Genomic DNA, 20617 nt, shown 5'->3' with positions numbered 1-20617 from the left:
GGAACACCAGCACCAGTGGAATCATCTGCGACTGTGAGTCGTGACATCCAGGTCGGTTCGCCTGACGACATTCTCCGGCGGGTCAGCTCGGTCCCCGATCGAACGTATTTCCCCACCATGGACGAGCTCACCGCTCGCTTCGAGAAGCTGCACGCTGACAATCCGGAGTTGATCACCGCCCAGCGCATCGGAACCAGCCGTCTGGGAGAGGGCCTGTGGATGTACTCGATCGGGAATGGCAGCCTGTCGCACCTCGTCGTCGGCGGAGTGCACCCGAATGAGCCGGTCGGCGCCTGGACAGCCGTGCACCTGCTTGAGCAGCTCGTCACCGATGAGGAGCTCCGTGCCGGTCTCGATGCGCGCTGGAACATCGTGCCGTGCATCGATCCCGACGGCGCCAGGCTCAACGAAGGCTGGTTCAACGAACCAGGCGATCGTGGCAGCTACGCGCGGGCGTTCTACCGACCTGCACCCAACGAACAGGTCGAATGGACCTTCCCATGGGCCTATAAGAAGGCCTACTTCGACGCCATGCTCCCAGAGACGCAGGCGCTCGCTCGCGCCATCGACCTCACGAGGCCAGACCTCTACGTCCCGCTGCACAACGCGGAAATGGGCGGCGTCTACTACTACCTCACCCGCGACGTGCCGGAAATCTATGACCTGCTGGCCGCTGTGCCCGCGAGCCTTGGACTTCCCCTCGACAAGGGAGAGCCGGAAGGCGGGCATCTCAAGGAGCTCGCACCGGCCATCTTCATCACGGGCACTCTGGAGGAGGTTTATGACTGGATCGAGTCCCTCGGCGGTGACCCGTTCCCGGTGGGCTCCGGCGGCAATGCCTCCAGCGACTACGCCCTGCGCTACGGCACGCTGTCGATGATCGCCGAGCTTCCCTACTGGAAGCATGCCGACGCCGACAACACCGTGCCGATCGAGGAGACGTATTCGTCGCTTCTCGCACGCACCGGTGAGACATTCGTTGACTTCGGGACAGAGCTGAACTCGCTGCTTGACCAGGCAGAGCCGATGCTCAGCCTCGACACCCCGTTCATCCGCGCATCCCGCGCCTTCGTGCCGATGATGACGTCGACAGGTGAGTCGAACGTTGCTCGTTCGAAGCAGTCGGAATCCCAGCGCCCCGCAACTGTCGCCGAACGCTTCGGCTGCGAAGACCTGATTCACATGTTCCGGCTCCGATTCGGCGGAATGCTCCTGCGCGCGTTCGAGGCAGAAGTGAACGCGGGCACGGCGCCGGCAGAGCTGCGCCGCATTTCAGAGCGGATGCGTGACCTCTACACCCGGTGGCAGGCAGAGGCCGCGGCCGACAACGATGCTGATGATATTCCGATCGCCTCGCTCGTCGGAGTGCAGTACGGGGCGATCCTCACCGGCGCTGCGTATTTCGCTGGCACCCTGTAACGAGATTCGGGCGCGCGGGCCGTCTCGCTCAGCCCTGCCATCCCGCGGCACATTGCCGGTGAATCAGCGGTTGTGGCCGAGGAGCTCGTCTTCGATCTCGGCGTCGCTTCGCGGCTTGGCCGCCTGCTTGCGCGCCCGCTCAGCGGCACGATCCTGCTCGTCAGGGTCGAGCGCGTTGATCGTGCGGAACTCCTGCCTGGCTGCCCAGCCGAGGCCCACGAATCCCATCAGGGCGAACACGAACCACTGGAACGCGTACGACAGGTGTGGGCCTTCGTCCCTGACCGGTCTCGTCACGGCCACCGGACGTTCGTCGGGCGCCGGGTCTTCGCTGGCCATCAGGCCGTATGCGCCGGTGTAGGTCGGCTTGTCGACGCGACCGGCGATGTCCTCAAGATTGATGGTGGCGATCTGGTTCCCGCTCGCGGTTCGGCCGGCAAGCGTCGGCTCGCCGGCTTTCAACCGGACGACGACGGTGACGGGGCCCGTCGGAGCCGCGGGGACGACATCCGGTGCGTCCTGTGCTTCACCGGTCGGAAGCCAGCCACGGTCGACGACAAAAACCGTGCCGTCGTCGAGCAGTAGCGGGGTGAGTACTTCAAAGCCCGGGTTGATATTCAGCGGACGGTTGCGTGCCAGAAGTTCCTGGTCAACCAGGTACGTCCCGGTCATTTCGACCTGGAGCCATTTCTGGGACTCGTCGAAGGAATCAAGGGCCGGCAGCGCCTCATCGAGCGCCACGGGGGTTGAGTCAAAGTTCGCGTCAACCCTGGCGATTTCTGCCTGGGCCTCCGCGCGCCGGGACAACTGCCAGGCGCCGAGCGCGCAACACACGAGCGCAAACACGATAGTGAGCGCCAGGTAGCCGGCCCATCGCCGGGAAACGAGGAATGACCAGCCCTTCACGCCTTGGTCACCTCTGTTGCGGCAGCGGATGCGGCGTCGCCGTGCAGCGGAGTCACGCGCAGCGGGAAGTCACGGGCGCTGATGAACTCGCGCAGGTAATCGACGTGTTCGTCGCAGGCTAGCCAGGTCTTCACTCTGTCCTCAGTGTGTATGCGGGGGTTGCGCCAGTCGAGTCGCCACGATGCCGGCTCGCGGCAACCTGCTCGCGAGCAGGTGTCGTGGTCAAGGTCCATGCCCTGCAGGATCACTGTCGCTTGCCTTCTGTTGAATCGCGGGGGTCATCCGCAGGCTGTCGTGGGCGCACGGGAAGGATTCCACCTGGCCGCTCCACCTGGCCGCCTCGCGGATCGGAGTGGACATTGGCCAGCACAACGGCAAAGTACGGCAGCACGATCGCGGCGGTTGCGAATACCAGCAGCCACCAGCCCTGCACGAAGAGCATCATCACGATGCAGACAACGCGCACACCCATCGCGATCGAATACTTGATCATTCGATTGCGTCGTTCGACCTCTGGGGAGAGGGGAAGGGATGTGATCGCCTGCTGCTTCATTCCAACTGTCGCTTCATCAAGGTGCTGCGGTTCGTACCGGTGCCTCTTAAGACTACGTCTCGCGGGAGGGTTCGAGCGCACGCCCTAAGCTGAACTCAGGTATGCGCGGCTGTGAATTCGCCGTGCCCAGATTGGATACAGGCATGACGACTCCCAGGACAGTACTCGTAACCGGTGGAAACCGCGGTATCGGCTTCGCAATAGCCGAAGAATTCGTGGCCCAGGGCCACAGGGTCGCCGTGACCGCTCGCTCCGGCGAGGGCCCGGCAGGAACCCTTACCGTGCGTGCAGACGTGACGGATGCCGCATCCGTTGATGCCGCATTCACCCAGATCGAGGCCGAACTCGGCCCGGTCGAAGTTGTCGTCGCCAACGCGGGCATCACCAAAGACACCCTGCTCATGCGGATGTCTGAAGATGACTTCACCTCCGTCATCGACACGAACCTCTCCGGTGCGTTCCGCGTGGTCAAGCGTGCCTCAAAGGGCATGCTCAAGGCACGCTTCGGTCGCATCGTGCTGATCTCCAGCGTCGTCGGACTGTACGGCTCTGCCGGCCAGGTCAACTACTCAGCGTCGAAGAGCGGTCTGGTCGGAATGGCCAGGTCGGTGACCCGCGAACTCGGGTCGCGTGGCATCACCGCCAACGTTGTCGCGCCCGGCTTCATTGAAACGGATATGACGGCAGAGCTGCCTGAAGCGCAGCAGGCCGAGTACAAGCGCAACATCCCGGCCGGCCGCTTCGCCACGCCGACAGAGGTCGCGCGCGTTGTCACCTGGGTGGCTGGGGACGACGCCGGCTACATCTCCGGCGCCGTCATCCCCGTTGATGGTGGACTGGGCATGGGCCACTAGGCCCCGCCAGTCGCTTCAGACCCTTAGGCGCTTCCGCAGTTAGCCGCGGAGCCCGAGCACGGGAAGCAGCTGGCTCAGGTCACACACGTTCATGACCAGGTCGGCTTCGTCCTTCACGCGCGGCTTGGCGTTGAACGCCACGGAGAGACCGGCAACGGCCATCATCTCCAGGTCGTTCGCGCCATCGCCGACGGCGATCGTCTGGGGGAGTGCAATGCCGTCTTGCGCCGCCCACTCCCGGAGTGCGGCGGCCTTGGCGGCCGCGTCGATGATGGGGCCGACGAGGCCGCCGGTCAGGCGACCGTTGTCGACCTCGAGGCGATTGGCGCGCCAGTGGTCGAGGCCGAGCGATGCGCCGAGTGGGTCGAGCAGTTCGTGGAAGCCTCCTGAGACAACGCCGACGATGCTGCCGTGCTCGTGAAGTCCCGCGATCATGTCGTGCACGCCAGGCGTCGGCCGGATCTGGGCGCTGACGTCCGCGAAGACCGACGTGGGCAGGCCCGCCAGCGTGGCGACCCTGGCCCGCAGGCTCTCTGCGAAGTCCAGCTCGCCGCGCATGGCGCGTTCTGTCACGTCGGCAACCAGTTCACGTGAGCCAGCGGCATCCGCTAACAGCTCAATGACTTCGTCTTCGATCAGGGTCGAATCCGCGTCGAGAACGACGAGGAACCGGGAGGAATTGTGGGGGATGGGGCGATGAAGGGTGGAGCGGGTCACGGGTGTACTCGAACTCCCTTGCCAACGACGGTGATGCCGGAATCGGTCACACTGAACCCCCTGGCCAGGTCGCGCTGACGGTCGATACCGACCTGTGCTCCTTCTTCAATGACAACTTCCTTATCCAGAATTGCGCGATGCACGGTGGCATCGGGGTGAACCTGGACGCGATCGAAAATGATCGAGTCGACGATTTTTGCACCAGAACCAATTGTCACCCAGGGGCCGAGCACGCTGCGCTCAATGTGGGCGCCGGAGATGACGCATCCGAGCGACACCACTGAATCGATCATCGTGCCGAGCGCACCGCGTGCGTCGCGCACGAACTTCGCCGGCGGTGAGTTGAGCTGGCGGCTGAAGATCGGCCATGACTGGTTGTACAGGTTGAACACGGGCAGGGCGGAGATGAGGTCCTGGTGGGCTTCGAAGAACGAATCGATCGTTCCGACGTCGCGCCAGTAGTAGCGATCCCTGTCCGTCGAACCCGGCACGTCATTGCGCTTGAGGTCGTACACGCCGGCCTGGCCGCGTGCGACGAAATCAGGGACGATGTCGCCGCCCATGTCGTGGCTGGAATCTGTCCGTTCGCCATCGCGGAGAACTGCTTCGATGAGGGCGTCCGTGTTGAAGACGTAGTTGCCCATCGAAGCGAATACCTCGTGCGGCGCGTCGGCGAGACCAACGGCATCCGTCGGCTTCTCGCGGAATTCTCGAATGCGATCCGGAGTGGCCGCGTCGACCTCGATGACTCCGAACTGGTCGGCCAGGCCGATCGGCTGGCGAATGGCGGCGACGGTGGCCTGGGCGCCAGACGCCACATGGGCCTCAACCATCTGGCTGAAGTCCATGCGATAGACGTGGTCAGCACCGACCACGACCACGATGTCAGGTTTCTCATCGTGGATGAGATTGAGGCTCTGCAGGATGGCATCCGCTGAACCGCTGAACCAGCGTTTGCCGAGGCGCTGCTGGGCGGGGACTGACGCGATGTATGAGTTGACGAGGCCTGACACATGCCAGGTCTGCGACACATGACGGTCGAGGCTGTGCGACTTGTACTGCGTCAACACCACGATCTGACTCAGCCCTGAGTTGATGAGGTTTGACAGTGCGAAGTCGATCAATCGATAGTGGCCACCAAAAGGCACCGCTGGTTTGGCTCGGTCTTCCGTCAGCGGCATTAGCCGCTTTCCCTCGCCACCCGCTAAGACAATGCCAAAGATCTTCAAAGGCTTCATGCCTTTACAGTAGGGCCAACCAGGCCATCTGAGGCATTTGACTAACGTATGTGTCTGGCTTCGGCTGCGCTAGCTTTACTCCATGCGAGTAGACCTGCTGACGAAAGAGTATCCGCCGGAGATTTACGGCGGTGCTGGGGTGCACGTGACGGAGCTGGTGCGGGCGCTCCGCACCGAGATGGACGTGACAGTGCGGTGCTTCGGCGCCCCGCGAACTGACGCGCACACTGTTGCATACCCGGTGCCGGCGGAGCTTCGTGAGTCAAACGGTGCGCTTGCCACGCTGGGTGTCGACCTGCAGATGGCGGATGCCGTCGGGGGAGCCGACCTTGTCCACTCCCACACCTGGTATGCGAACGGCGCAGGCCACCTGGCCAAGTTGCTGCACGGCATCCCTCACGTCGTCACAGCACACAGCCTCGAGCCGCTCCGGCCGTGGAAGGCCGAACAGCTGGGCGGCGGATACCGTGTCTCCAGCTGGATCGAGAAGACGGCATTCGAAGCAGCGGATGCCGTCATCGCCGTCAGCGGCGGCATGCGTCGCGACATCCTCCGCTGCTACCCAGATCTCGACGAGTCGCGTGTGCACGTGGTCTACAACGGTATCGATCTCGATCGGTGGAAGCCGGTGCATGACCCTGAGCTGGTACGTTCCCTCGGCATCGACCCAGATCGCCCCGCTGTTGTCTTCGTCGGCAGAATCACTCGGCAGAAGGGCCTTCCGTACCTGCTGCGCGCTGCCGCGCTGCTGCCGCCTGACGTGCAGCTCGTTCTGTGCGCCGGTGCGCCAGACACGCCGGGGATCATGGCGGAGGTCACCGCAGGTGTCGAGCAGCTGCAGCGTGAACGCGACGGCGTCGTCTGGATCGACAGGCTGCTGCCGCACCACGAGCTCTCTGCGGTGTTGACCGCTGGCACCGTTTTCGTCTGCCCGTCGGTCTATGAACCGCTCGGCATCGTGAATCTCGAGGCAATGGCGTGCGGGTTGCCGGTGGTCGGAACAGCAACCGGTGGCATCCCAGAGGTCGTCGTCGATGGCGTCACTGGACGACTGGTCCCCATCGAACAGATGGAGGACGGCACCGGAACCCCGATCCATCCAGACCGATTCGTGGCCGATCTTGCGGCGGCTTTGACCGACGTGCTCAGCGATCAGGCGAGGGCGGCCGAGATGGGCGCCGCAGGGCGAAAGCGGGCGGAGGTCGAGTTCAGCTGGACCAAGATCGCCACCAGGACACGGGAAATCTACCGGTCTCTCCGGTAGCGGGGTGCCGCGACGGACGACCAGCTGAAGCCCGATAACATGGCTGTATGGTCAACGTTCTTGAGCTCTCCGACGTGTCTGTCGTTCGCGGCGGCACCCCAATCCTGGATTCAGTGAGCTGGAGCGTCGACGACGATCAGCGCTGGGTGATTCTCGGTCCGAATGGCGCCGGGAAGACGACGATGCTGCAGATCGCTGCAGCTCTCGGCTACCCGACCAGCGGCACCGCTGAGGTTCTCGGCGAGCCGCTGGGGGGAACGGATGTCTTCGAGCTGCGTCCGCGCATCGGCTTCGCGTCGACCGCGCTGGCACGCAAGGTTCCGGGTGCAGAGCGAGTGCTCGACGTGGTGATGACCGCCGCGTACTCCGTGACCGGCCGCTGGAACGAAGAGTACGAAGAGATCGACGAACGTCGTGCACAGCGCGTGCTGTCAGAGTGGAAGCTCGATCACCTGGGCGAACGCACGTTCGGCACCCTGAGTGATGGTGAACAGAAGCGGGTGCAGATTGCCCGCGCGGTCATGACAGACCCTGAGCTCCTCCTGCTCGACGAACCGGCCGCAAGCCTTGACCTGGGCGCACGGGAAGAGCTGTTGCAGCTGCTGGGCGGCTACGCCAGTTCGCCCAACGCCCCCGCCATCGTCATGGTCACTCATCACGTCGAAGAAATTCCTCGCGGCTTCACCCATGTGCTTCTGCTCAAGGCCGGTCGTATCGTCGCTGCAGGCCCGCTGGCGGATGCGCTGACCTCCGAGACGCTGAGCGACACCTTCGGCATGACCATCGAGCTCTCAGAGGCCGAGGGCCGCTACACGGCTCGCGCTCACGAATAGTCCGCTCAATGTCGGCCGAATCAATCGGCTTCTGCTAAACTCAGTAGCTGGCCCTGTGGCCGGACAACTTTTTCGCCGTGTTTGGCGAGACAGAACTCACCAATCGCAGTTTTCATTCATCAAATCGCAACAAGGAAGTCTTCATGAAGTCTGACATTCACCCCGAGTACGCTCCCGTGGTTTTCCGCGACCTCGCGTCGGGCGCGACGTTCCTGACCCGTTCGACGGTCTCCAGCTCGAAGACCATCGAGTGGGAAGACGGAACCACGTACCCCGTGATCGACGTTGAAATCTCTTCGGAGTCACACCCGTTCTACACGGGCAAGCAGCGCATCATGGACTCCGCCGGACGCGTTGAGAAGTTCAACTCGCGCTACGCGGGTTTCGGTAAGTAACTCTTCCGCACGCGAACACCGCGTACGAGAAAGGGCGACCAACTTCGGCTGGTCGCCCTTTTTGCGTGTCTCGCCGGTAGCGAGCCGAGTTGGCTCCACTGGGGGAGCCAACTCAACCGGGGAGCGCGCTAGCTCAACGCTCCGGCCAGCCGCCGTGTGCAATGAACTCTGGGTCGCGGGCGCGACGCATGTACTCCTGGAAGCTTGCGGCCTGCTCGGCAGACCACGTCACTTGCAGGGCGTGCAGTTCGGCGGCTGTTGCCGGCAAGAGGGCTCCATGCGTGCGAGCGATGGCCTGGGCGACGCGGCCGGCGGCAATGGCATCCGCCCCTGAGTCGTGAGCGTCCTCGAGGATAACCCCGTAGAACTCGGACGTGACCGTCAGCGTGCGCTTGCCCTTGCGGTAGCGGTCGACAGCCTTGTCGATCACCAGGGGGTCGATGACGGGTGACGGCGTGACCAGCGGGCGGATGCCGTGACGCATCGCCTCCCGGTTGAGCAGGGTGAGGTCATATGGCGCGTTGTACGCCACCAAGGGCAGAGAACGATCCAGGGCCGACTTCAGGGCGGCGACGATCTCTGCGACGCCTGTGGCAGCATCCTGGCCGTGCTGCCTGGCGTGCTCCGTGGTGATGCCATGCACGTTCGTGGCCTGTTCGGGAATGTCGATCACAGGGTCGAGCAACCAGTCGGTGCGCTCAAGCACCACGCCGTCGGCGTTGATGACCGCCACGGTCGCCGTGACGATCCGACTCGTCTCCACGTCTATGCCCGTGGTCTCGAGGTCGAAAACGGCCAGTGTGTCGCTCCATGTGCTCATACCCAAAGCCTACGGGCGACCCCTGACAGAACCGGCCAGGCACACACGAGCATCGTGTGGTACCTGGCCGGTATGAAACGTCAGCTGGCTAACCGCAGTGCCCGTTAACCGCAGTGCAGCCAGTAGAAGCTCTGCGCGCCCAGCGTCAGGGTCAGCGACCCGTCGTCATCGAAGCTGGGGAACACGGCGCCGCCAAAGAGGTCGTACAGGCGGGTGCCCGCCATGTCCGCGTCTTCGATCTTGAACGCCACCGGGTTGTGGGCGAAGCTGAACACGCAGAGCACGGTCTCCGGCTGGTCGCCGTAGCGAGTGCCCGTGCCGTCGTACTCGCGGATGAACGCCAGTACTGACTCATGGTTGGTGTTCAGCACCCGGATCGTTCCCAGACCGAATACCGGGTGCGCCTTCCGCACGTGAATCACGTTGCGCACCCAGTGCAGCAGCGAACCCGACTGTGCCAGCTGGGTCTCGACGTTGGTCTGCGTGTAGTTGTAGACCAGCGACTGTACGACAGGCAGGTAGAGCTTGCCTGGATCGGCGGCCGAGAAGCCGGCGTTGCGGTCGGGCGTCCACTGCATGGGCGTACGCGAACTGTCGCGGTCGGGGAGCCAGATGTTGTCTCCCATGCCGATCTCGTCGCCGTAGTAGAGGAACGGGCTGCCAGGCAGGGCGAACAGCAGGGCGTGGGCGAGTTCGAGCTCTGCACGCGAATTGTCGAGCAGGGGAGCGAGGCGACGACGGATGCCGATGTTGGCGCGCATCCGCGGGTCGTATGCGTACCAGCCGTACATTGCCTGGCGGTACTCCTCGCTGACCATCTCAAGGGTCAGCTCGTCGTGGTTGCGCAGGAAGACGCCCCAGCCGGCGCCCTCTGGGATGTCTGTGGTCTCAGAGAGCACTCGCACCAGTTCTGCGGCCTGCTGGGAGCGCAGCGAGTAGAAGATGCGCGGCATGACGGGGAAGTCGAATGCCATGTGGCACTCCGGTTCTTCCTCTGTGCCGAAGAACGCGGCAACTTCACGTGGCCACTGGTTCGCCTCTGCGATCATGATGCGGCCCGGGTAGTCCCGGTCGACCATTGCGCGCAGTTTCTTGATGAATTCGTGCGTCGGCGGCTCGCCCTCGCCGTTTCCCTCTTCTGACTCGTACAGGTATGGAATGGCGTCGAGACGGAATCCGTCAACACCGAGGTCAAGCCAGAACCTGACGATTTCGAACAGCGCGTCGTGCACAGCCGGGTTGTCGAAGTTGAGGTCTGGCTGGTGCGAGAAGAAGCGGTGGAAGAAGAACTGGCGCCGCACCGGATCGAACGCCCAGTTCGATTCTTCGGTGTCGGTGAAGATGATGCGGATGTTCGGGTACTTCTCGTCGTCGTCGTTCCAGACGTAGAAGTCGCCGTATGGGCCCTCTGGGTCTTCCCGAGACTGCTGGAACCACTCGTGCTGGTCTGACGTGTGGTTCAGCGGCAGGTCGATCACGACGCGCATGTTGCGCTCGTGGGCCTTCGTGACGAGGTCCTTGAATTCGTCGAGGGTGCCGAATTCTGGCAGGATCGCGCGGTAGTCGGCAACGTCGTATCCGCCGTCTTTCAACGGGGAGTTGAAGAAGGGGGGAATCCACAGGGCATCGATGCCCAGCCACTGCAGGTAGTCGAGCTTGGAGACGAGGCCGGCCAGGTCTCCAGAACCATCCGAATTGCTGTCTACGAATGACCGCACCATCACCTCATAGAACACGGCGCGTCGGAACCATTGCGGGTCGAAGGCCAGTCCGGGAAGTTGGATGGGTGCGGTAAAGCTCACGTCGATCCTTTCGGCCCGATTACGGGCGCAGGCTGAGAGAAAGTGTTGGGACGAGTCTAGGTCGCTGAATGTGGCGTTTGTACAGTTCCAGCCGTGTCTGCATGCCTAAACTTAGGCGTGATGATCGTACCTTCGCCATTTGCAGGGCAACTAGCCCAGATTCCCGTACGGACGGGCTCAGCATCCGTCTTGGGCAGCAGTACCCACTTCTGGGATTACGGTGACCCTGCCGCAGCGACGACGATCGTGATGGTTCACGGTTTTCGTGGTGATCACCATGGGTTGGAGCCGGTCGTCGCCCAGCTGTCCGGGTACCGGATCATCTCGCCCGACCTGCCTGGGTTTGGCGAATCGACGCCCCTGGCGGCGGTCGCCCATGACATTCCCGGCTACAGCGCGTGGCTCGGCGAATTCAGCGAACAGCTGCAGCTCACCGGCCCCGTCGTCATTCTCGGCCACTCGTTCGGCTCGATCATCGTCTCTGGCGCGGTCGCTGGCGGGTTGCCCGCTGACCGCGTGATCCTGGTCAACCCGATTGCGGCCCCCGCCCTGTCAGGGCCGCGCGGCATCCTGACCCGACTGGCCGTCTTCTACTACTGGGCCGCCGCCGCGCTGCCGGAGCGGGCAGGCTTTGCGCTGCTCCGCAATCCGCTCATCGTGCGCATCACGAGCCTGGCCATGGTGAAAACCAAGGACAAGTCGCTCAGGCGTTGGATCCACAACCAGCACGACAGGTACTTCTCTGCATTCTCAGACCGACGCGTCGTGATGGAAGCCTTCACGGCATCCGTGGGAAACGACGTCAGCGAATTCGCTGCCCGCATCGCGCAGCCGACCCTGTTGATTGCTGCCGAAAAAGACGACATCACCGCGGTGCCAGCCCAGTACCGTCTGCAGAAGCTGTTTCCGAACGCAGAGCTGCGCGTGATTTCTGATGTCGGCCATCTCATCCACTACGAGGTTCCGGCCCAGGCGGCCGCCCACGTACAGAGCTTCCTGGCGGTGACCCCAGAATGAGGATCGTTTTCGACTGCCGGTACACCCGCTTCGACCAGCACGACGGCATCAGCCGGTATACAGCCGGCATCGTCTCAGAGCTGGCGAAGCTGCATCCCGTCACCATGCTGATCAGCGACCACCGCCAGCTTGACCTGCTGCCTGCGCTGCCGTGGGAGATCGTCAGGCCGCCGACGAGTGTGATGGAACCATTCATGGCGCGCACTCTCAACCGGCTGAAGCCCGACGTGGTGTTCAGCCCCATGCAGACCATGGGTTCGTGGGGTCGCACATACACGCTGCTGCTGACGGTGCACGACCTCATCTACTACACCAATCGCACACCACCGCGAAACCTGCCGTGGCCGATCAGGGGCTTGTGGCGCCTGTATCACCTGTCGTGGTGGCCACAGCGGATGCTGCTGAATCGCGCCGACGCCGTCGTCACTGTTTCGGAGACAACCAAGAAGCTCATTGAGCAGCACAACCTCACGAGCAAGCCCATCACCGTCGTGTCGAACGCGGCCACGCCACCGGCCGGTTCGAGTGGCTCGAGCCTTGACCGCACGATGCCGGCGTCGGGGATTCTCGTGTACATGGGCTCGTTCATGCCGTACAAGAACGTGGACGCGCTCGTGCGCGCCGCCGCAGCGTTGCCCGGCTACACGCTGCACCTCATGAGCAGGGTCGACGATGCAGAGCGCACGCGCCTGACGGCTCTCGCCCCGCAGGCAAACCTGGTGTTCCACAATGGCGCAACGGATGCCGAATACCTCGAGTTGTTGCAAGAGGCCACTGCCCTCGTCACGGCATCACGCGATGAAGGATTCGGGATCCCGCTCGTCGAAGCGATGAACGTCGGCACGCCCGTGATTACCAGCGACATCGCGATCTTCCGCGAAATCGGGGGAGAGGCCGCGCTCTACTTCAATCCGGATTCTCCCGACGAGCTCGCCGCCAGGGTGCTGCAGCTGAGCACACCAAGCGAATGGGAGACTCGCTCGAAGCGATCTGTCACCCAGGCGTCACAGTTCACCTGGGCGCGTTCGGCGAAGACGCTGCTGGCTGCACTGACGGACACTGTGGCCGCGCGCCGTGGTGCGGGCTCCGCCGCCGCCGCGGTAGCCGCGTCACCAACGACGGCAACTGCCGCGACAACCGACTAGTCGCTGGCGCCGGCCTGTGCCCGCGATCTGCGCGCGAGGTCCCAAGACGTCCGCCAGCGCTCGCTCCTCGAGCCGCGGCCAGGTTCAGGCGGAGAAAATGCGACACGCCGCATGCGGGTGGCGTGTGAACACGGCGTGTCGCAAAAACTCCGTCTGAGTTGCGCGACGGCTCGAGCGAGTATCAGCAGGGCGTCTTGGATGACCTTGTGGTCGACGAATCCGAGTACCGGCTTGCCGTCGATGACTGGTGGAACTGCGTGCACGAGACCGGTGCAGAACCGACTGAGATCGCAGCCAACGGCAGCGAGCTCGGTTTCAGCTACGCCATAGAAGCTGAAACTCAAGCGGATGTCGAAACGATCGAGCGGGTGGCTGACGCATGCGTGGTTGAGTACTACGAGGCAATCGGGAGAGTGTGGATGTCCCAGGGCACCGAGCTCAGCTGAGGATAAGGGCGGACGCCGCAGGTCAGCCCAGGCGGCGCGCCCGGATGACCACGTCCTCGGTGTGATGCGCTCCTGCGCCACCGTTCACGTGGCGAGGCCGCGTCTCGTCCACTTCGACCTGCCAACTGTCATCCAACAGGTCAGCGACTCCGGCGGGGCTGACGTAGTCGTCTGGACTGAATCCGTGCGCATTGGCCTCCCCCGTGGTGGGTGCGGGGTGGTGCACGATGAGCAGCACGCCACCGGGAGCAACCGCATCGATCAGTGCTCGCTCGGCAACGTTGTCGTCGGTGCGAAGCAGCGCCGGGTATTGCGCGGAGACCAGATCGAAGGCGCCAAGTGGCAGCTCCGCTTCAACGAGGCCGGCGTGCAGCCACCGCACGTCGACGCCCAGTCGCTCAGCTTGTTCGGCTGCCCTGTCGAGTGCCACCTTCGAGACGTCCAACGCGGTGACATCCCAGGCCTGTTGTGCGAGCCAGATGGCATCGGCGCCCTCGCCGCAGCCGACGTCCAGTGCCCGCCCAGGGCGCAGCCCGTTCGTCTCGCTCACGAGACAAGCGTTGGGCTGGCCGCTCCACAGCTTGTCCATGCCGGAGTAGCGCTGGTCCCACAGGTCTTCGACGGCAGCTGGTTCCCGTGGTGTGTGAATGGTGGGAACGTCCGACGTGCCGTTGATCTTGTCCATTACTGCAGCATGCATCGTGCCACGCCCACCACCAAATTCTCGTGCCGAAATGGCAACACGAGCGCCGCTCTCGTGTCTGATTCCCGCCAGACGTGGCGCGCATCCGCTGATGGAATGTACCTATGAACACCACGCTCGCCGCTCAGGCTCTTCATTTCCATTCTCTCCATGACACCTCTCAGCCGCTCGCTCTTGTGAACGCCTGGGACGTCGCCAGCGCCCTGATTGTCGAATCCGCGGGCGCCCGGGCCGTTGCAACCACGAGCGCCGGCCTCGCATGGTCGCTGGGCATGCCAGACGGCGACCGCCTCGGCCGCGAGCAGGCTCTGGACGTCATGGCTCGGATTGCCGCCGCTGTCACAGTGCCCGTCACCGCCGATATCGAGAGCGGATACGCCACTAGAACAGCGGATGTAGCGGCGACCGTTGATGGGCTTCTCACGGCGGGCGCCGTGGGAATCAACATCGAAGACGGAGTGTGCGGGGTCGATGAGTTGGCCGCACGCATCACCGTTGCCCGCACCGAGGCTGATCGGGCCGGGGTACGGCTGTTCATCAACGCGCGCACCGATGTTTTCCTGCGCGGTATTGGAGAACCGGAACAGCGCGTCACGGAGAGCATCGCCAGGGCTGCTCGTTATCTGGATGCAGGGGCAGACGGAATGTTTGTGCCCGGTGCTGTGGATGCCGAGACGATCGCCGCGCTGACTGCTGGAATCGGAGCGCCGGTGAACGTGATGGTTGGCCCCGGCTCGCTCAGCGTCCCAGAGCTTGCCCGCCTGGGGGTTGCCCGTGTCAGCCTGGGGTCCAGTGTGGCGCAGGCGGCGTACGCCGTCGTGGACCGTGCGACAGCGGAACTGCTTGACTCAGGAACCTACGATGCGGTTGCGGGCGGGCTCGACTACGGCGAAATCAACGGCCTGCTTGACCGACAACGCGCTGAGTCAGTAACGCGCTGAGTCAGTAACGCAGACGAATAGGGAACGCGGCCGAGACGGAGAGCGAGAATAGAGTCGTGACAATCGAGGAGCATGCGGCGCAGACAATCGTCGCGAGCGCAGCTGATGACGCACATGGGTCGCAGCACGATCCGCTGTTCGATGAGCGGTACCGGGCGATTGACGCCCGCGATACCCGGTTTGACGGGCAGTTCTTCACCGCGGTGTCGTCAACGGGAATCTACTGTCGCCCATCGTGCCCGGCTCGCACACCGAAAGCGCAGAACGTCACCTTTTACCTCACGTCTGCGGGCGCGCACGAGGCTGGGTATCGGGCGTGCAAGCGTTGTCTGCCAGAGGCCGCACCCGGGACCCCTGAGTGGGATCTGCGTCGGGATCTGGCTGGCAGGGCGATGCGGTTGATCGTCGATGGAGTCGTGGACCGCGAGGGCGTGAACGGTTTGGCTGCCCACCTGGGGTACAGCGAGCGGCAGGTGAACCGCCTGCTCGTGGCTGAGCTCGGCGCCGGACCACTTGCACTGGCTCGTGCGCGGCGAGCGCAGACAGCTCGGAGCCTGCTGGTCGGCACCGACCTTCAACTGGCTGACATCGCGTTCGCCGCCGGCTTCGGATCGGTTCGGCAGTTCAACGACACTTTTCTGCAGGTGTTCGCCGCGCGCCCTGGCGAGGTGCGGGCGCGGCATCGCACTGCCAACGCCGGGCCAGCCTCCGCACACATCGAATCACCCGAAGACGGGGCGGAGATGACCGGCGGCGCACCGGTGCGCCTCAGTCTCGCTCTCCCCGTGCGGCAGCCGTTCGATGCTCCAGGCCTCTTTCGATTCCTGGCGGCGCGTGCGATCACCGGTGTCGAGGCCGCCGAGCTTCCCGTCGACGGTCCACTACGGTACGCGCGCAGCCTGTCGCTCCCGCACGGCCCGGGCGCCGTCGAGATCGTCGCGACACAGGTTGGGGACTCTGAGTGGCGCCTCCAGGCGGAGTTGGAGCTCGCATCGCTCGCCGACGTCGCCACCGCCGTGGCTCGCGTGCGGCGGATGCTGGACTTGGATGCTGACCCTATCGCTGTCGACGCCGCACTCAGTGCAGATCCCGCCTTGGCGCCGCTTGTCAGTAGAACCCGCGGAATACGGGTGCCCGGTGCGATAGACCCCCACGAGCTCGTCATCCGCGCCATTGTCGGGCAACAAATATCGGTTGCCGCAGCGCGAGGACACCTGGGTCGCCTCACGGCGATGCTCGGCACGCGCTACACGTCATCCTTTGCCGGCATTGATCGGCTGTTCCCTGCACCGGGCCAGATCGCAATCGGGCTGCCGGAGGCGGTGCCCGGCGATCCGCTCGATCCTGATCGCCCGCTCAGGCTGCCCGGCCGCTCCGTACGCACCGTCGTCGCAACTGCCCGTGCCCTCGCCGACGGCGAGCTCGTCGTCGATGTGGGCGCAGACCCAGAATCATTGCGAGAACGACTTGTGGCCCGGCCGGGGATCGGGCCGTGGACTGCCGCGTACATCTCGATGCGAGTACTGGGGGACCCTGATGCCTGGTTGCACGGCGATGTCGCCTTGGTCGCCGGCGCGATCGCGGTGGGCACGCTCGAGCCCAACCTGCCGAAGGCGGCTGCGCACCGCGCCTTGGGCAACAAGGCCGCCGCGTGGGCGCCGTGGCGCTCCTATGCGGCCCTACACCTGTGGCAGGCAGCGACCGCCGCCACTCAGCGCCCCAGAGACAGCGGCTCTTCGCGGTTCGCGGTGACTTGACACTTCTTTGCCTACCGCCAGATCGGTTATCGGCGCACCCGATACCGCAGGTGAAGCACTCGGTTTCCCTGAATCACCACGTCAGGATCCTCCAGCATGTTCTGCGCATGGACCGACCCGAAGTAGCGCTTGCCTGACCCGAACACGACGGGTACGACGTCCATGCGCACCTCGTCGATCAGGCCAGCGGCAAGCACCTGCCCGCCGACGTCGCCAGCGGCGACCTCGACCACGCGGTCACCCGCAAGCTCCTGCGCCTTGGCCACGGCTGCCTCGATGCCGTCGACGAAGTGAAACGGCGCCTCGGGGTCCCAGCCCTCTGGCTCCGGGCGGTGCGTCACGACGACCACGTGGTCGATCCCGCCCGGAGGCTTCCCATCCCAGCCGTCCGTCATGTCGAAAACGTGGCGGCCGACGACGGTCGCCCCGATCTGGTCCCAGTACGGCCGGGTGTAGTCGTAGGACGTCTGCGACACCGTCAACGCGCCGCTCTCGTCCAACGGCACGTCACCGCTGGTCAACCAGTCGAACAGCGGTCCGGGCTGGTCATTCTCGTCCGCGATGAAGCCGTCCACCGACACCGAGCTGTACATGACTACTGTGCCCATGGGGCGCTCCTCTGCCTTGGTATGCCCCCAAAATAGCCGCACTTCACGGTTCGTGGCGGATTGACCTTCTCAATCCGGCAGGCCTTTGACCTGTACGTTCTCGCCGACCATCGACCACCCGGCTTCGAGCTCAGTCGAGTCAGGCACCACCCTGGCCGACACACCTGCCCCATCCACCGTTACGCTATTGCCACAGCCGGCGAGCCAATCGGGCGTGTCGCGATAGATGAGCACGCAGATCTCACCATCCGTCGCTCTGGCGAGGTAGAAGCGGACCCCTGCATCGTCGCCGACGAGCCGGATTGAATCGGTCACCAGCCAATCCGCCGCATCGTCTTTCAACGTCGCCGGAAGCACGTCGGAATCCTCGGCCTCCCGATCGAGATCCGAGTAAGTGAATGTCGTGACACACCCCGTGAGGGTTGCTGCGGCAATAAGGGCGAGCGGAACGAGCACGATTCGAATCCCCACGAGCTGTTGCATGACCGCAGCCTACCTATGCCGCAGATAATTCCACCAGCAACGGCCGGCAAGCCAACTACAGGGGTTCGGACAGGTGCATCGAACGTCGGACTCGGGTTTCTCTGACGGGCTGAGAACTGGGGGCTGATCCATTGCTGCGCTGGATGCGATCGTTGACGAGGGGGACTGACGCATGACGGGCATGCGGAGCCTGAGACTACGCTCTTGCTCATGGAAGACCAGGATCAATCGTTTTTCGGGTTCGCGTCTGCTCTACCTGTGCCGATATCGCGTGGTTCAGCGCTTTATGTGGCGGGCAGCAGTGAACCCAAGCACGTGAGGCACGCCTCCGGCTACTCCGAGTTCGCCACCTTTGTCGAGAATCACGGTGAGGATGCTGCCAACTTAGCCGCGAGCATCCCTCAGCTCATTAGTTTCGTTCAGTCCCACGCGCCCGACATTGCGACCGATGCGACTCTGACGACGTCAGCCGCTCGGTTTCTCAGCAACGCACTAGTTCAACATCACCCGGATGCTCACTGGCGCGCGTACGAGGGCAGTGGGACGACGGTGGGGGATTCTCGGCTGGAGTTCGACGTAGATGCAGTCCTCGAGCGGCTAATCAACAGTGACCGTGACGAGGGCCAGCGCATAGCGGGTCTCGTCCTCGCGTGGGGCAATGCGTAGGCGGCTCAACGGCTGTGACGCCGATAGTCGCCATCATGGTGCGACTGTGCGCACCTTCCTCAGCGAAAGCACGGCGCCAACAAGGGCAGTCGCCACACAAGCGAGGACAGTGATCGTGCCTGCCCAGGCAGGACTCGCGGTGATGAGCCCTTGACCATCTGCACGCACCCAATCGCAGGCCCGCCCAAGCGGCCACAGTTCGAAGTGCCCGTGCACTGGCGCTGCCTCCGACATCGTTGCAAAGGGAGCGAATTCAGGGCGAGGTCCTTCGACGAAGCATTTGTAGTCAAGGCCACCATAGATGGCGGCCAGCCATGCCGACGCGACCACGCCGAGAGCAGCCACGACGCCAACCACCAGCAGGGCTATGCCGACCAACCGCATCATCTCAGGGGCCGACCGCCGTCGACCATCGTCGCTGGGTGTGTACAACGATGTCGCGTTATCGTGGTCGAACGTCTTGATGCCGGTCATCCCACCGATGGTCTTCGCGGCGGTAGTCATGAGGTGTCCGAGCACCCGTCCGACCAATCGCAATGCCTTCATCACGCCACCCCCTCCGGGGAGCGTAGCTCGTGGGGGCGCAGATGTCTCGTAAGTGACACCCCGTCAAACAGGCCAGATGAGTTCCCATAGAGTGCATTTATGACTCAAGCGCGTTGGCAGAAGATCACCGACATCCCGCTCACGATCGCCGCCGTCATCTTCCTCATCGCGTATGCATGGCAGATCATTGGCAATCTGAGCGGCGCAGCCGGTGCGATTGCGGAGCTGGTCATCTGGGCCACCTGGGCGGCCTTCGTTCTGGACTACGTCGTCAACCTTGTGCTTGCACCTCGCCGGTGGGTGTGGTTTCGCACCCACATCTTCGACTTCCTCATCGTGGTCCTCCCCGTCATTCGACCGCTCCGCTTGCTGCGGCTTGTCACGATCCTGAGCGTGCTACAGCGAACGGCCGGTGCTGCCTTCCGCGAGCGCGTCGTCACGTACGTGATCGGCGCATCCGTGCTTCTTGTCTTCGTCGCGTCGTTGGCCGTTCTCGACGCAGAGCGGTCAGCCGCTGGCTCAACCATCACGACCTTCTGGGATGCACTGTGGTGGGCGTTCGTCACCATCACCACTGTCGGCTACGGTGATTTCTCGCCCGTGACGGGGCTGGGGCGCATCATCGCGGGCGGACTCATGCTCGGGGGTGTAGCCCTCCTTGGTGTCGTGACCGCGACCCTCGCATCCTGGATCGTCGAGCGGGTTGCGAAGCAGGAAGAGGACGATCGGGCAGCCACCCGCGGCGAGATCAAGGCCTTGGCTCACCAGATCGCGCAGCTACAGGACAGCCTTGACAGCAGGGCTCCCTGAAGCCTCCTGCGCCAGTACCGGTCTACGGGCAAACCCCTAGCGGTACCACTCCTCATCAATGGTCGCGAGGCGCGAGGGCTCCAGTTCTTGGCTCAACCCATAGAACCTCTGGAAGCTCATGATCAGCGGCCGCCACTTGTCAGGATCGATACGGTTCAGTCGGCCCTCCTGTTGAACCGCCGGGTGCACGTGCACGCGTGTCACTTTGACCTCGAAAATGAGTACAGTGCCCGCGTCGGCCGGATCGCCCATCTCCAGCGGATGCATGCCCGTCACGCGCCCCTCCATCGTGACTGGGCACTCTGCCGCTCGTGCAGGCCGAACAGTGCTGGAGGGAACCGCTGTCAAACCTGAGTGGGCGAACTTCTCGCCTACGTGCCGGTAACCCACCGTCTCCTTGGCGGCAGGCACGGGGTCTCTGCCTGTCGTCAGCGCCAATCTGTTGACGACGTGCACCTGATCGACAGACGGAAGGTTGACGACCACTTCCTTCGTGGCACGCAGGTTAATCGCCGTTTGGCTACGGGCACCCATGCCAAGAACGGCGGTCTGTCCGAGCCAGAAGATCGAGGACATGGGGGCGAGATTCAGACGGCCAGCACTATCCACCGTGCTCAGGAGCGCGACGGGCGTGCCGAAGTAGAGAATCGCCGGATCGATGGATACGTGGGAAGCAGACATCTGTCGTCCAACC

Annotated in this window: 24 protein-coding genes; 12 read left to right on the top strand and 12 right to left on the bottom strand. The window is 63.8% G+C overall.

Going from position 1 to position 20617, the window contains the following annotated elements:
- Positions 1 to 33: 33 nt before the first annotated feature.
- Positions 34 to 1419 carry a M14 family zinc carboxypeptidase gene (locus AC25Z0_RS05315; RefSeq protein ID WP_488132531.1) on the top strand — a complete coding sequence of 462 codons (1386 nt, stop codon included), beginning with the start codon at positions 34 to 36 and terminating at the stop codon, positions 1417 to 1419.
- A gap of 63 nt (positions 1420 to 1482) precedes the next feature.
- Here AC25Z0_RS05315 and AC25Z0_RS05310 read toward each other — a convergent pair whose 3' ends face one another.
- Genes AC25Z0_RS05310 through AC25Z0_RS05300 form a run of 3 tightly spaced genes read right to left on the bottom strand, consistent with a single transcriptional unit; the run spans position 1483 to position 2878 of the window.
- The gene (locus AC25Z0_RS05310; protein WP_488119154.1) at positions 1483 to 2325 is read right to left on the bottom strand and encodes an SURF1 family cytochrome oxidase biogenesis protein; all 843 of its coding nucleotides are present in this window, start codon (positions 2323 to 2325) and stop codon (positions 1483 to 1485) included.
- Positions 2322 to 2558, bottom strand: a complete 237-nt coding sequence (locus AC25Z0_RS05305; RefSeq protein WP_488133117.1) for a hypothetical protein — start codon at positions 2556 to 2558, stop codon at positions 2322 to 2324. Before AC25Z0_RS05305 ends, AC25Z0_RS05310 begins: the two co-directional genes overlap by 4 nt.
- Positions 2559 to 2569: 11 nt before the next feature.
- A complete protein-coding gene (locus AC25Z0_RS05300; RefSeq protein WP_488119153.1) occupies positions 2570 to 2878 on the bottom strand; it encodes a DUF3099 domain-containing protein in 309 nt (102 codons plus the stop codon).
- Between the two features lie 143 nt (positions 2879 to 3021).
- On the opposite strand from AC25Z0_RS05300, the gene AC25Z0_RS05295 reads away from it, so the two are divergent.
- The gene (locus tag AC25Z0_RS05295) at positions 3022 to 3732 is read left to right on the top strand and encodes a beta-ketoacyl-ACP reductase (RefSeq protein ID WP_488132530.1); all 711 of its coding nucleotides are present in this window, start codon (positions 3022 to 3024) and stop codon (positions 3730 to 3732) included.
- A gap of 39 nt (positions 3733 to 3771) precedes the next feature.
- On the opposite strand, the gene serB is transcribed toward AC25Z0_RS05295, so the two are convergent.
- Positions 3772 to 4449 carry a phosphoserine phosphatase SerB gene (gene serB / locus AC25Z0_RS05290; RefSeq protein WP_488119151.1) on the bottom strand — a complete coding sequence of 226 codons (678 nt, stop codon included), beginning with the start codon at positions 4447 to 4449 and terminating at the stop codon, positions 3772 to 3774.
- Positions 4446 to 5687 carry a glucose-1-phosphate adenylyltransferase gene (glgC, locus tag AC25Z0_RS05285; protein WP_488119150.1) on the bottom strand — a complete coding sequence of 414 codons (1242 nt, stop codon included), beginning with the start codon at positions 5685 to 5687 and terminating at the stop codon, positions 4446 to 4448. The genes serB and glgC overlap by 4 nt, the downstream gene beginning before the upstream one ends.
- 82 nt (positions 5688 to 5769) lie before the next feature.
- Between glgC and glgA the strand changes: the two genes are divergently transcribed.
- From glgA to AC25Z0_RS05270, 3 genes are all read left to right on the top strand, one after another.
- A complete protein-coding gene (gene glgA, locus AC25Z0_RS05280) occupies positions 5770 to 6951 on the top strand; it encodes a glycogen synthase (protein WP_488119149.1) in 1182 nt (393 codons plus the stop codon).
- A gap of 47 nt (positions 6952 to 6998) precedes the next feature.
- A complete protein-coding gene (locus AC25Z0_RS05275) occupies positions 6999 to 7784 on the top strand; it encodes an ABC transporter ATP-binding protein (RefSeq protein WP_488132529.1) in 786 nt (261 codons plus the stop codon).
- Positions 7785 to 7927: 143 nt separating this feature from the next.
- The gene (locus tag AC25Z0_RS05270) at positions 7928 to 8179 is read left to right on the top strand and encodes a type B 50S ribosomal protein L31 (RefSeq protein ID WP_414803448.1); all 252 of its coding nucleotides are present in this window, start codon (positions 7928 to 7930) and stop codon (positions 8177 to 8179) included.
- A gap of 133 nt (positions 8180 to 8312) precedes the next feature.
- Here AC25Z0_RS05270 and AC25Z0_RS05265 read toward each other — a convergent pair whose 3' ends face one another.
- Positions 8313 to 8999: an exonuclease domain-containing protein gene (locus AC25Z0_RS05265; protein ID WP_488119147.1), complete on the bottom strand. Its 687-nt coding sequence runs from the start codon at positions 8997 to 8999 to the stop codon at positions 8313 to 8315.
- 104 nt (positions 9000 to 9103) lie between these two features.
- Positions 9104 to 10801, bottom strand: coding sequence for a maltose alpha-D-glucosyltransferase (treS, locus tag AC25Z0_RS05260; protein WP_488119146.1), 1698 nt, complete (start codon positions 10799 to 10801; stop codon positions 9104 to 9106).
- Positions 10802 to 10921: 120 nt separating this feature from the next.
- Here treS and AC25Z0_RS05255 point away from each other — a divergent pair, with 120 nt between their 5' ends.
- The 3 genes from AC25Z0_RS05255 (at position 10922) to AC25Z0_RS05245 (ending at position 13409) form a co-directional block, all read left to right on the top strand.
- Positions 10922 to 11818 carry an alpha/beta fold hydrolase gene (locus AC25Z0_RS05255; protein ID WP_488133116.1) on the top strand — a complete coding sequence of 299 codons (897 nt, stop codon included), beginning with the start codon at positions 10922 to 10924 and terminating at the stop codon, positions 11816 to 11818.
- The gene (locus tag AC25Z0_RS05250) at positions 11815 to 12963 is read left to right on the top strand and encodes a glycosyltransferase family 4 protein (RefSeq protein ID WP_488119145.1); all 1149 of its coding nucleotides are present in this window, start codon (positions 11815 to 11817) and stop codon (positions 12961 to 12963) included. Before AC25Z0_RS05255 ends, AC25Z0_RS05250 begins: the two co-directional genes overlap by 4 nt.
- Positions 12964 to 13157: 194 nt before the next feature.
- On the top strand, positions 13158 to 13409 hold the full coding sequence (locus AC25Z0_RS05245; RefSeq protein WP_488132528.1) for a hypothetical protein: 252 nt from the start codon (positions 13158 to 13160) through the stop codon (positions 13407 to 13409).
- A gap of 22 nt (positions 13410 to 13431) precedes the next feature.
- Here AC25Z0_RS05245 and AC25Z0_RS05240 read toward each other — a convergent pair whose 3' ends face one another.
- The gene (locus tag AC25Z0_RS05240) at positions 13432 to 14094 is read right to left on the bottom strand and encodes a class I SAM-dependent methyltransferase (RefSeq protein WP_488132527.1); all 663 of its coding nucleotides are present in this window, start codon (positions 14092 to 14094) and stop codon (positions 13432 to 13434) included.
- 122 nt (positions 14095 to 14216) lie between these two features.
- Between AC25Z0_RS05240 and AC25Z0_RS05235 the strand changes: the two genes are divergently transcribed.
- Together AC25Z0_RS05235 and AC25Z0_RS05230 are read left to right on the top strand one after the other, a co-directional pair.
- Positions 14217 to 15053: an isocitrate lyase/PEP mutase family protein gene (locus tag AC25Z0_RS05235; protein ID WP_488132526.1), complete on the top strand. Its 837-nt coding sequence runs from the start codon at positions 14217 to 14219 to the stop codon at positions 15051 to 15053.
- Between the two features lie 86 nt (positions 15054 to 15139).
- Entirely contained in the window at positions 15140 to 16810 is a 1671-nt protein-coding gene (locus AC25Z0_RS05230) for a DNA-3-methyladenine glycosylase 2 family protein (RefSeq protein WP_488133115.1), read from the top strand.
- Between the two features lie 26 nt (positions 16811 to 16836).
- Here AC25Z0_RS05230 and AC25Z0_RS05225 read toward each other — a convergent pair whose 3' ends face one another.
- Both AC25Z0_RS05225 and AC25Z0_RS05220 read right to left on the bottom strand, forming a co-directional pair.
- A complete protein-coding gene (locus AC25Z0_RS05225) occupies positions 16837 to 17418 on the bottom strand; it encodes a dihydrofolate reductase family protein (protein ID WP_488119141.1) in 582 nt (193 codons plus the stop codon).
- 69 nt (positions 17419 to 17487) lie between these two features.
- Entirely contained in the window at positions 17488 to 17901 is a 414-nt protein-coding gene (locus AC25Z0_RS05220) for a hypothetical protein (RefSeq protein WP_488119140.1), read from the bottom strand.
- 210 nt (positions 17902 to 18111) lie between these two features.
- Between AC25Z0_RS05220 and AC25Z0_RS05215 the strand changes: the two genes are divergently transcribed.
- A complete protein-coding gene (locus AC25Z0_RS05215) occupies positions 18112 to 18567 on the top strand; it encodes a hypothetical protein (protein ID WP_488119139.1) in 456 nt (151 codons plus the stop codon).
- A 33-nt stretch (positions 18568 to 18600) separates the two neighbouring features.
- Here the strand turns inward: AC25Z0_RS05215 and AC25Z0_RS05210 are convergent, their stop codons facing one another.
- On the bottom strand, positions 18601 to 19116 hold the full coding sequence (locus tag AC25Z0_RS05210) for a hypothetical protein (protein ID WP_488132525.1): 516 nt from the start codon (positions 19114 to 19116) through the stop codon (positions 18601 to 18603).
- A 96-nt stretch (positions 19117 to 19212) separates the two neighbouring features.
- On the opposite strand from AC25Z0_RS05210, the gene AC25Z0_RS05205 reads away from it, so the two are divergent.
- Positions 19213 to 19923: a potassium channel family protein gene (locus AC25Z0_RS05205; RefSeq protein WP_488119137.1), complete on the top strand. Its 711-nt coding sequence runs from the start codon at positions 19213 to 19215 to the stop codon at positions 19921 to 19923.
- Between the two features lie 36 nt (positions 19924 to 19959).
- Here AC25Z0_RS05205 and AC25Z0_RS05200 read toward each other — a convergent pair whose 3' ends face one another.
- Positions 19960 to 20604 carry a flavin reductase family protein gene (locus AC25Z0_RS05200; protein WP_488132524.1) on the bottom strand — a complete coding sequence of 215 codons (645 nt, stop codon included), beginning with the start codon at positions 20602 to 20604 and terminating at the stop codon, positions 19960 to 19962.
- Positions 20605 to 20617 lie beyond the last annotated feature (13 nt).

It is taken from the genome of Leifsonia sp. Y862, assembly GCF_057669585.1.
This window is presented reverse-complemented; position numbering and strand designations above follow the sequence as displayed.

Bases quoted from the DNA above. Each gene is read 5' to 3' on its own strand.
- AC25Z0_RS05305 (WP_488133117.1), bottom strand. From the start codon at position 2,558: ATGGACCTTGACCACGACACCTGCTCGCGAGCAGGTTGCCGCGAGCCG.
- AC25Z0_RS05300 (WP_488119153.1), bottom strand. From the start codon at position 2,878: ATGAAGCAGCAGGCGATCACATCCCTTCCCCTCTCCCCAGAGGTCGAA.
- AC25Z0_RS05295 (WP_488132530.1), top strand. From the start codon at position 3,022: ATGACGACTCCCAGGACAGTACTCGTAACCGGTGGAAACCGCGGTATC.
- glgC (WP_488119150.1), bottom strand. From the start codon at position 5,687: ATGAAGCCTTTGAAGATCTTTGGCATTGTCTTAGCGGGTGGCGAGGGA.
- glgA (WP_488119149.1), top strand. From the start codon at position 5,770: ATGCGAGTAGACCTGCTGACGAAAGAGTATCCGCCGGAGATTTACGGC.
- AC25Z0_RS05275 (WP_488132529.1), top strand. From the start codon at position 6,999: ATGGTCAACGTTCTTGAGCTCTCCGACGTGTCTGTCGTTCGCGGCGGC.
- AC25Z0_RS05270 (WP_414803448.1), top strand. From the start codon at position 7,928: ATGAAGTCTGACATTCACCCCGAGTACGCTCCCGTGGTTTTCCGCGAC.
- AC25Z0_RS05265 (WP_488119147.1), bottom strand. From the start codon at position 8,999: ATGAGCACATGGAGCGACACACTGGCCGTTTTCGACCTCGAGACCACG.
- AC25Z0_RS05255 (WP_488133116.1), top strand. From the start codon at position 10,922: ATGATCGTACCTTCGCCATTTGCAGGGCAACTAGCCCAGATTCCCGTA.
- AC25Z0_RS05250 (WP_488119145.1), top strand. From the start codon at position 11,815: ATGAGGATCGTTTTCGACTGCCGGTACACCCGCTTCGACCAGCACGAC.
- AC25Z0_RS05240 (WP_488132527.1), bottom strand. From the start codon at position 14,094: ATGGACAAGATCAACGGCACGTCGGACGTTCCCACCATTCACACACCA.
- AC25Z0_RS05235 (WP_488132526.1), top strand. From the start codon at position 14,217: ATGAACACCACGCTCGCCGCTCAGGCTCTTCATTTCCATTCTCTCCAT.
- AC25Z0_RS05225 (WP_488119141.1), bottom strand. From the start codon at position 17,418: ATGGGCACAGTAGTCATGTACAGCTCGGTGTCGGTGGACGGCTTCATC.
- AC25Z0_RS05220 (WP_488119140.1), bottom strand. From the start codon at position 17,901: ATGCAACAGCTCGTGGGGATTCGAATCGTGCTCGTTCCGCTCGCCCTT.
- AC25Z0_RS05215 (WP_488119139.1), top strand. From the start codon at position 18,112: ATGGAAGACCAGGATCAATCGTTTTTCGGGTTCGCGTCTGCTCTACCT.
- AC25Z0_RS05205 (WP_488119137.1), top strand. From the start codon at position 19,213: ATGACTCAAGCGCGTTGGCAGAAGATCACCGACATCCCGCTCACGATC.
- AC25Z0_RS05200 (WP_488132524.1), bottom strand. From the start codon at position 20,604: ATGTCTGCTTCCCACGTATCCATCGATCCGGCGATTCTCTACTTCGGC.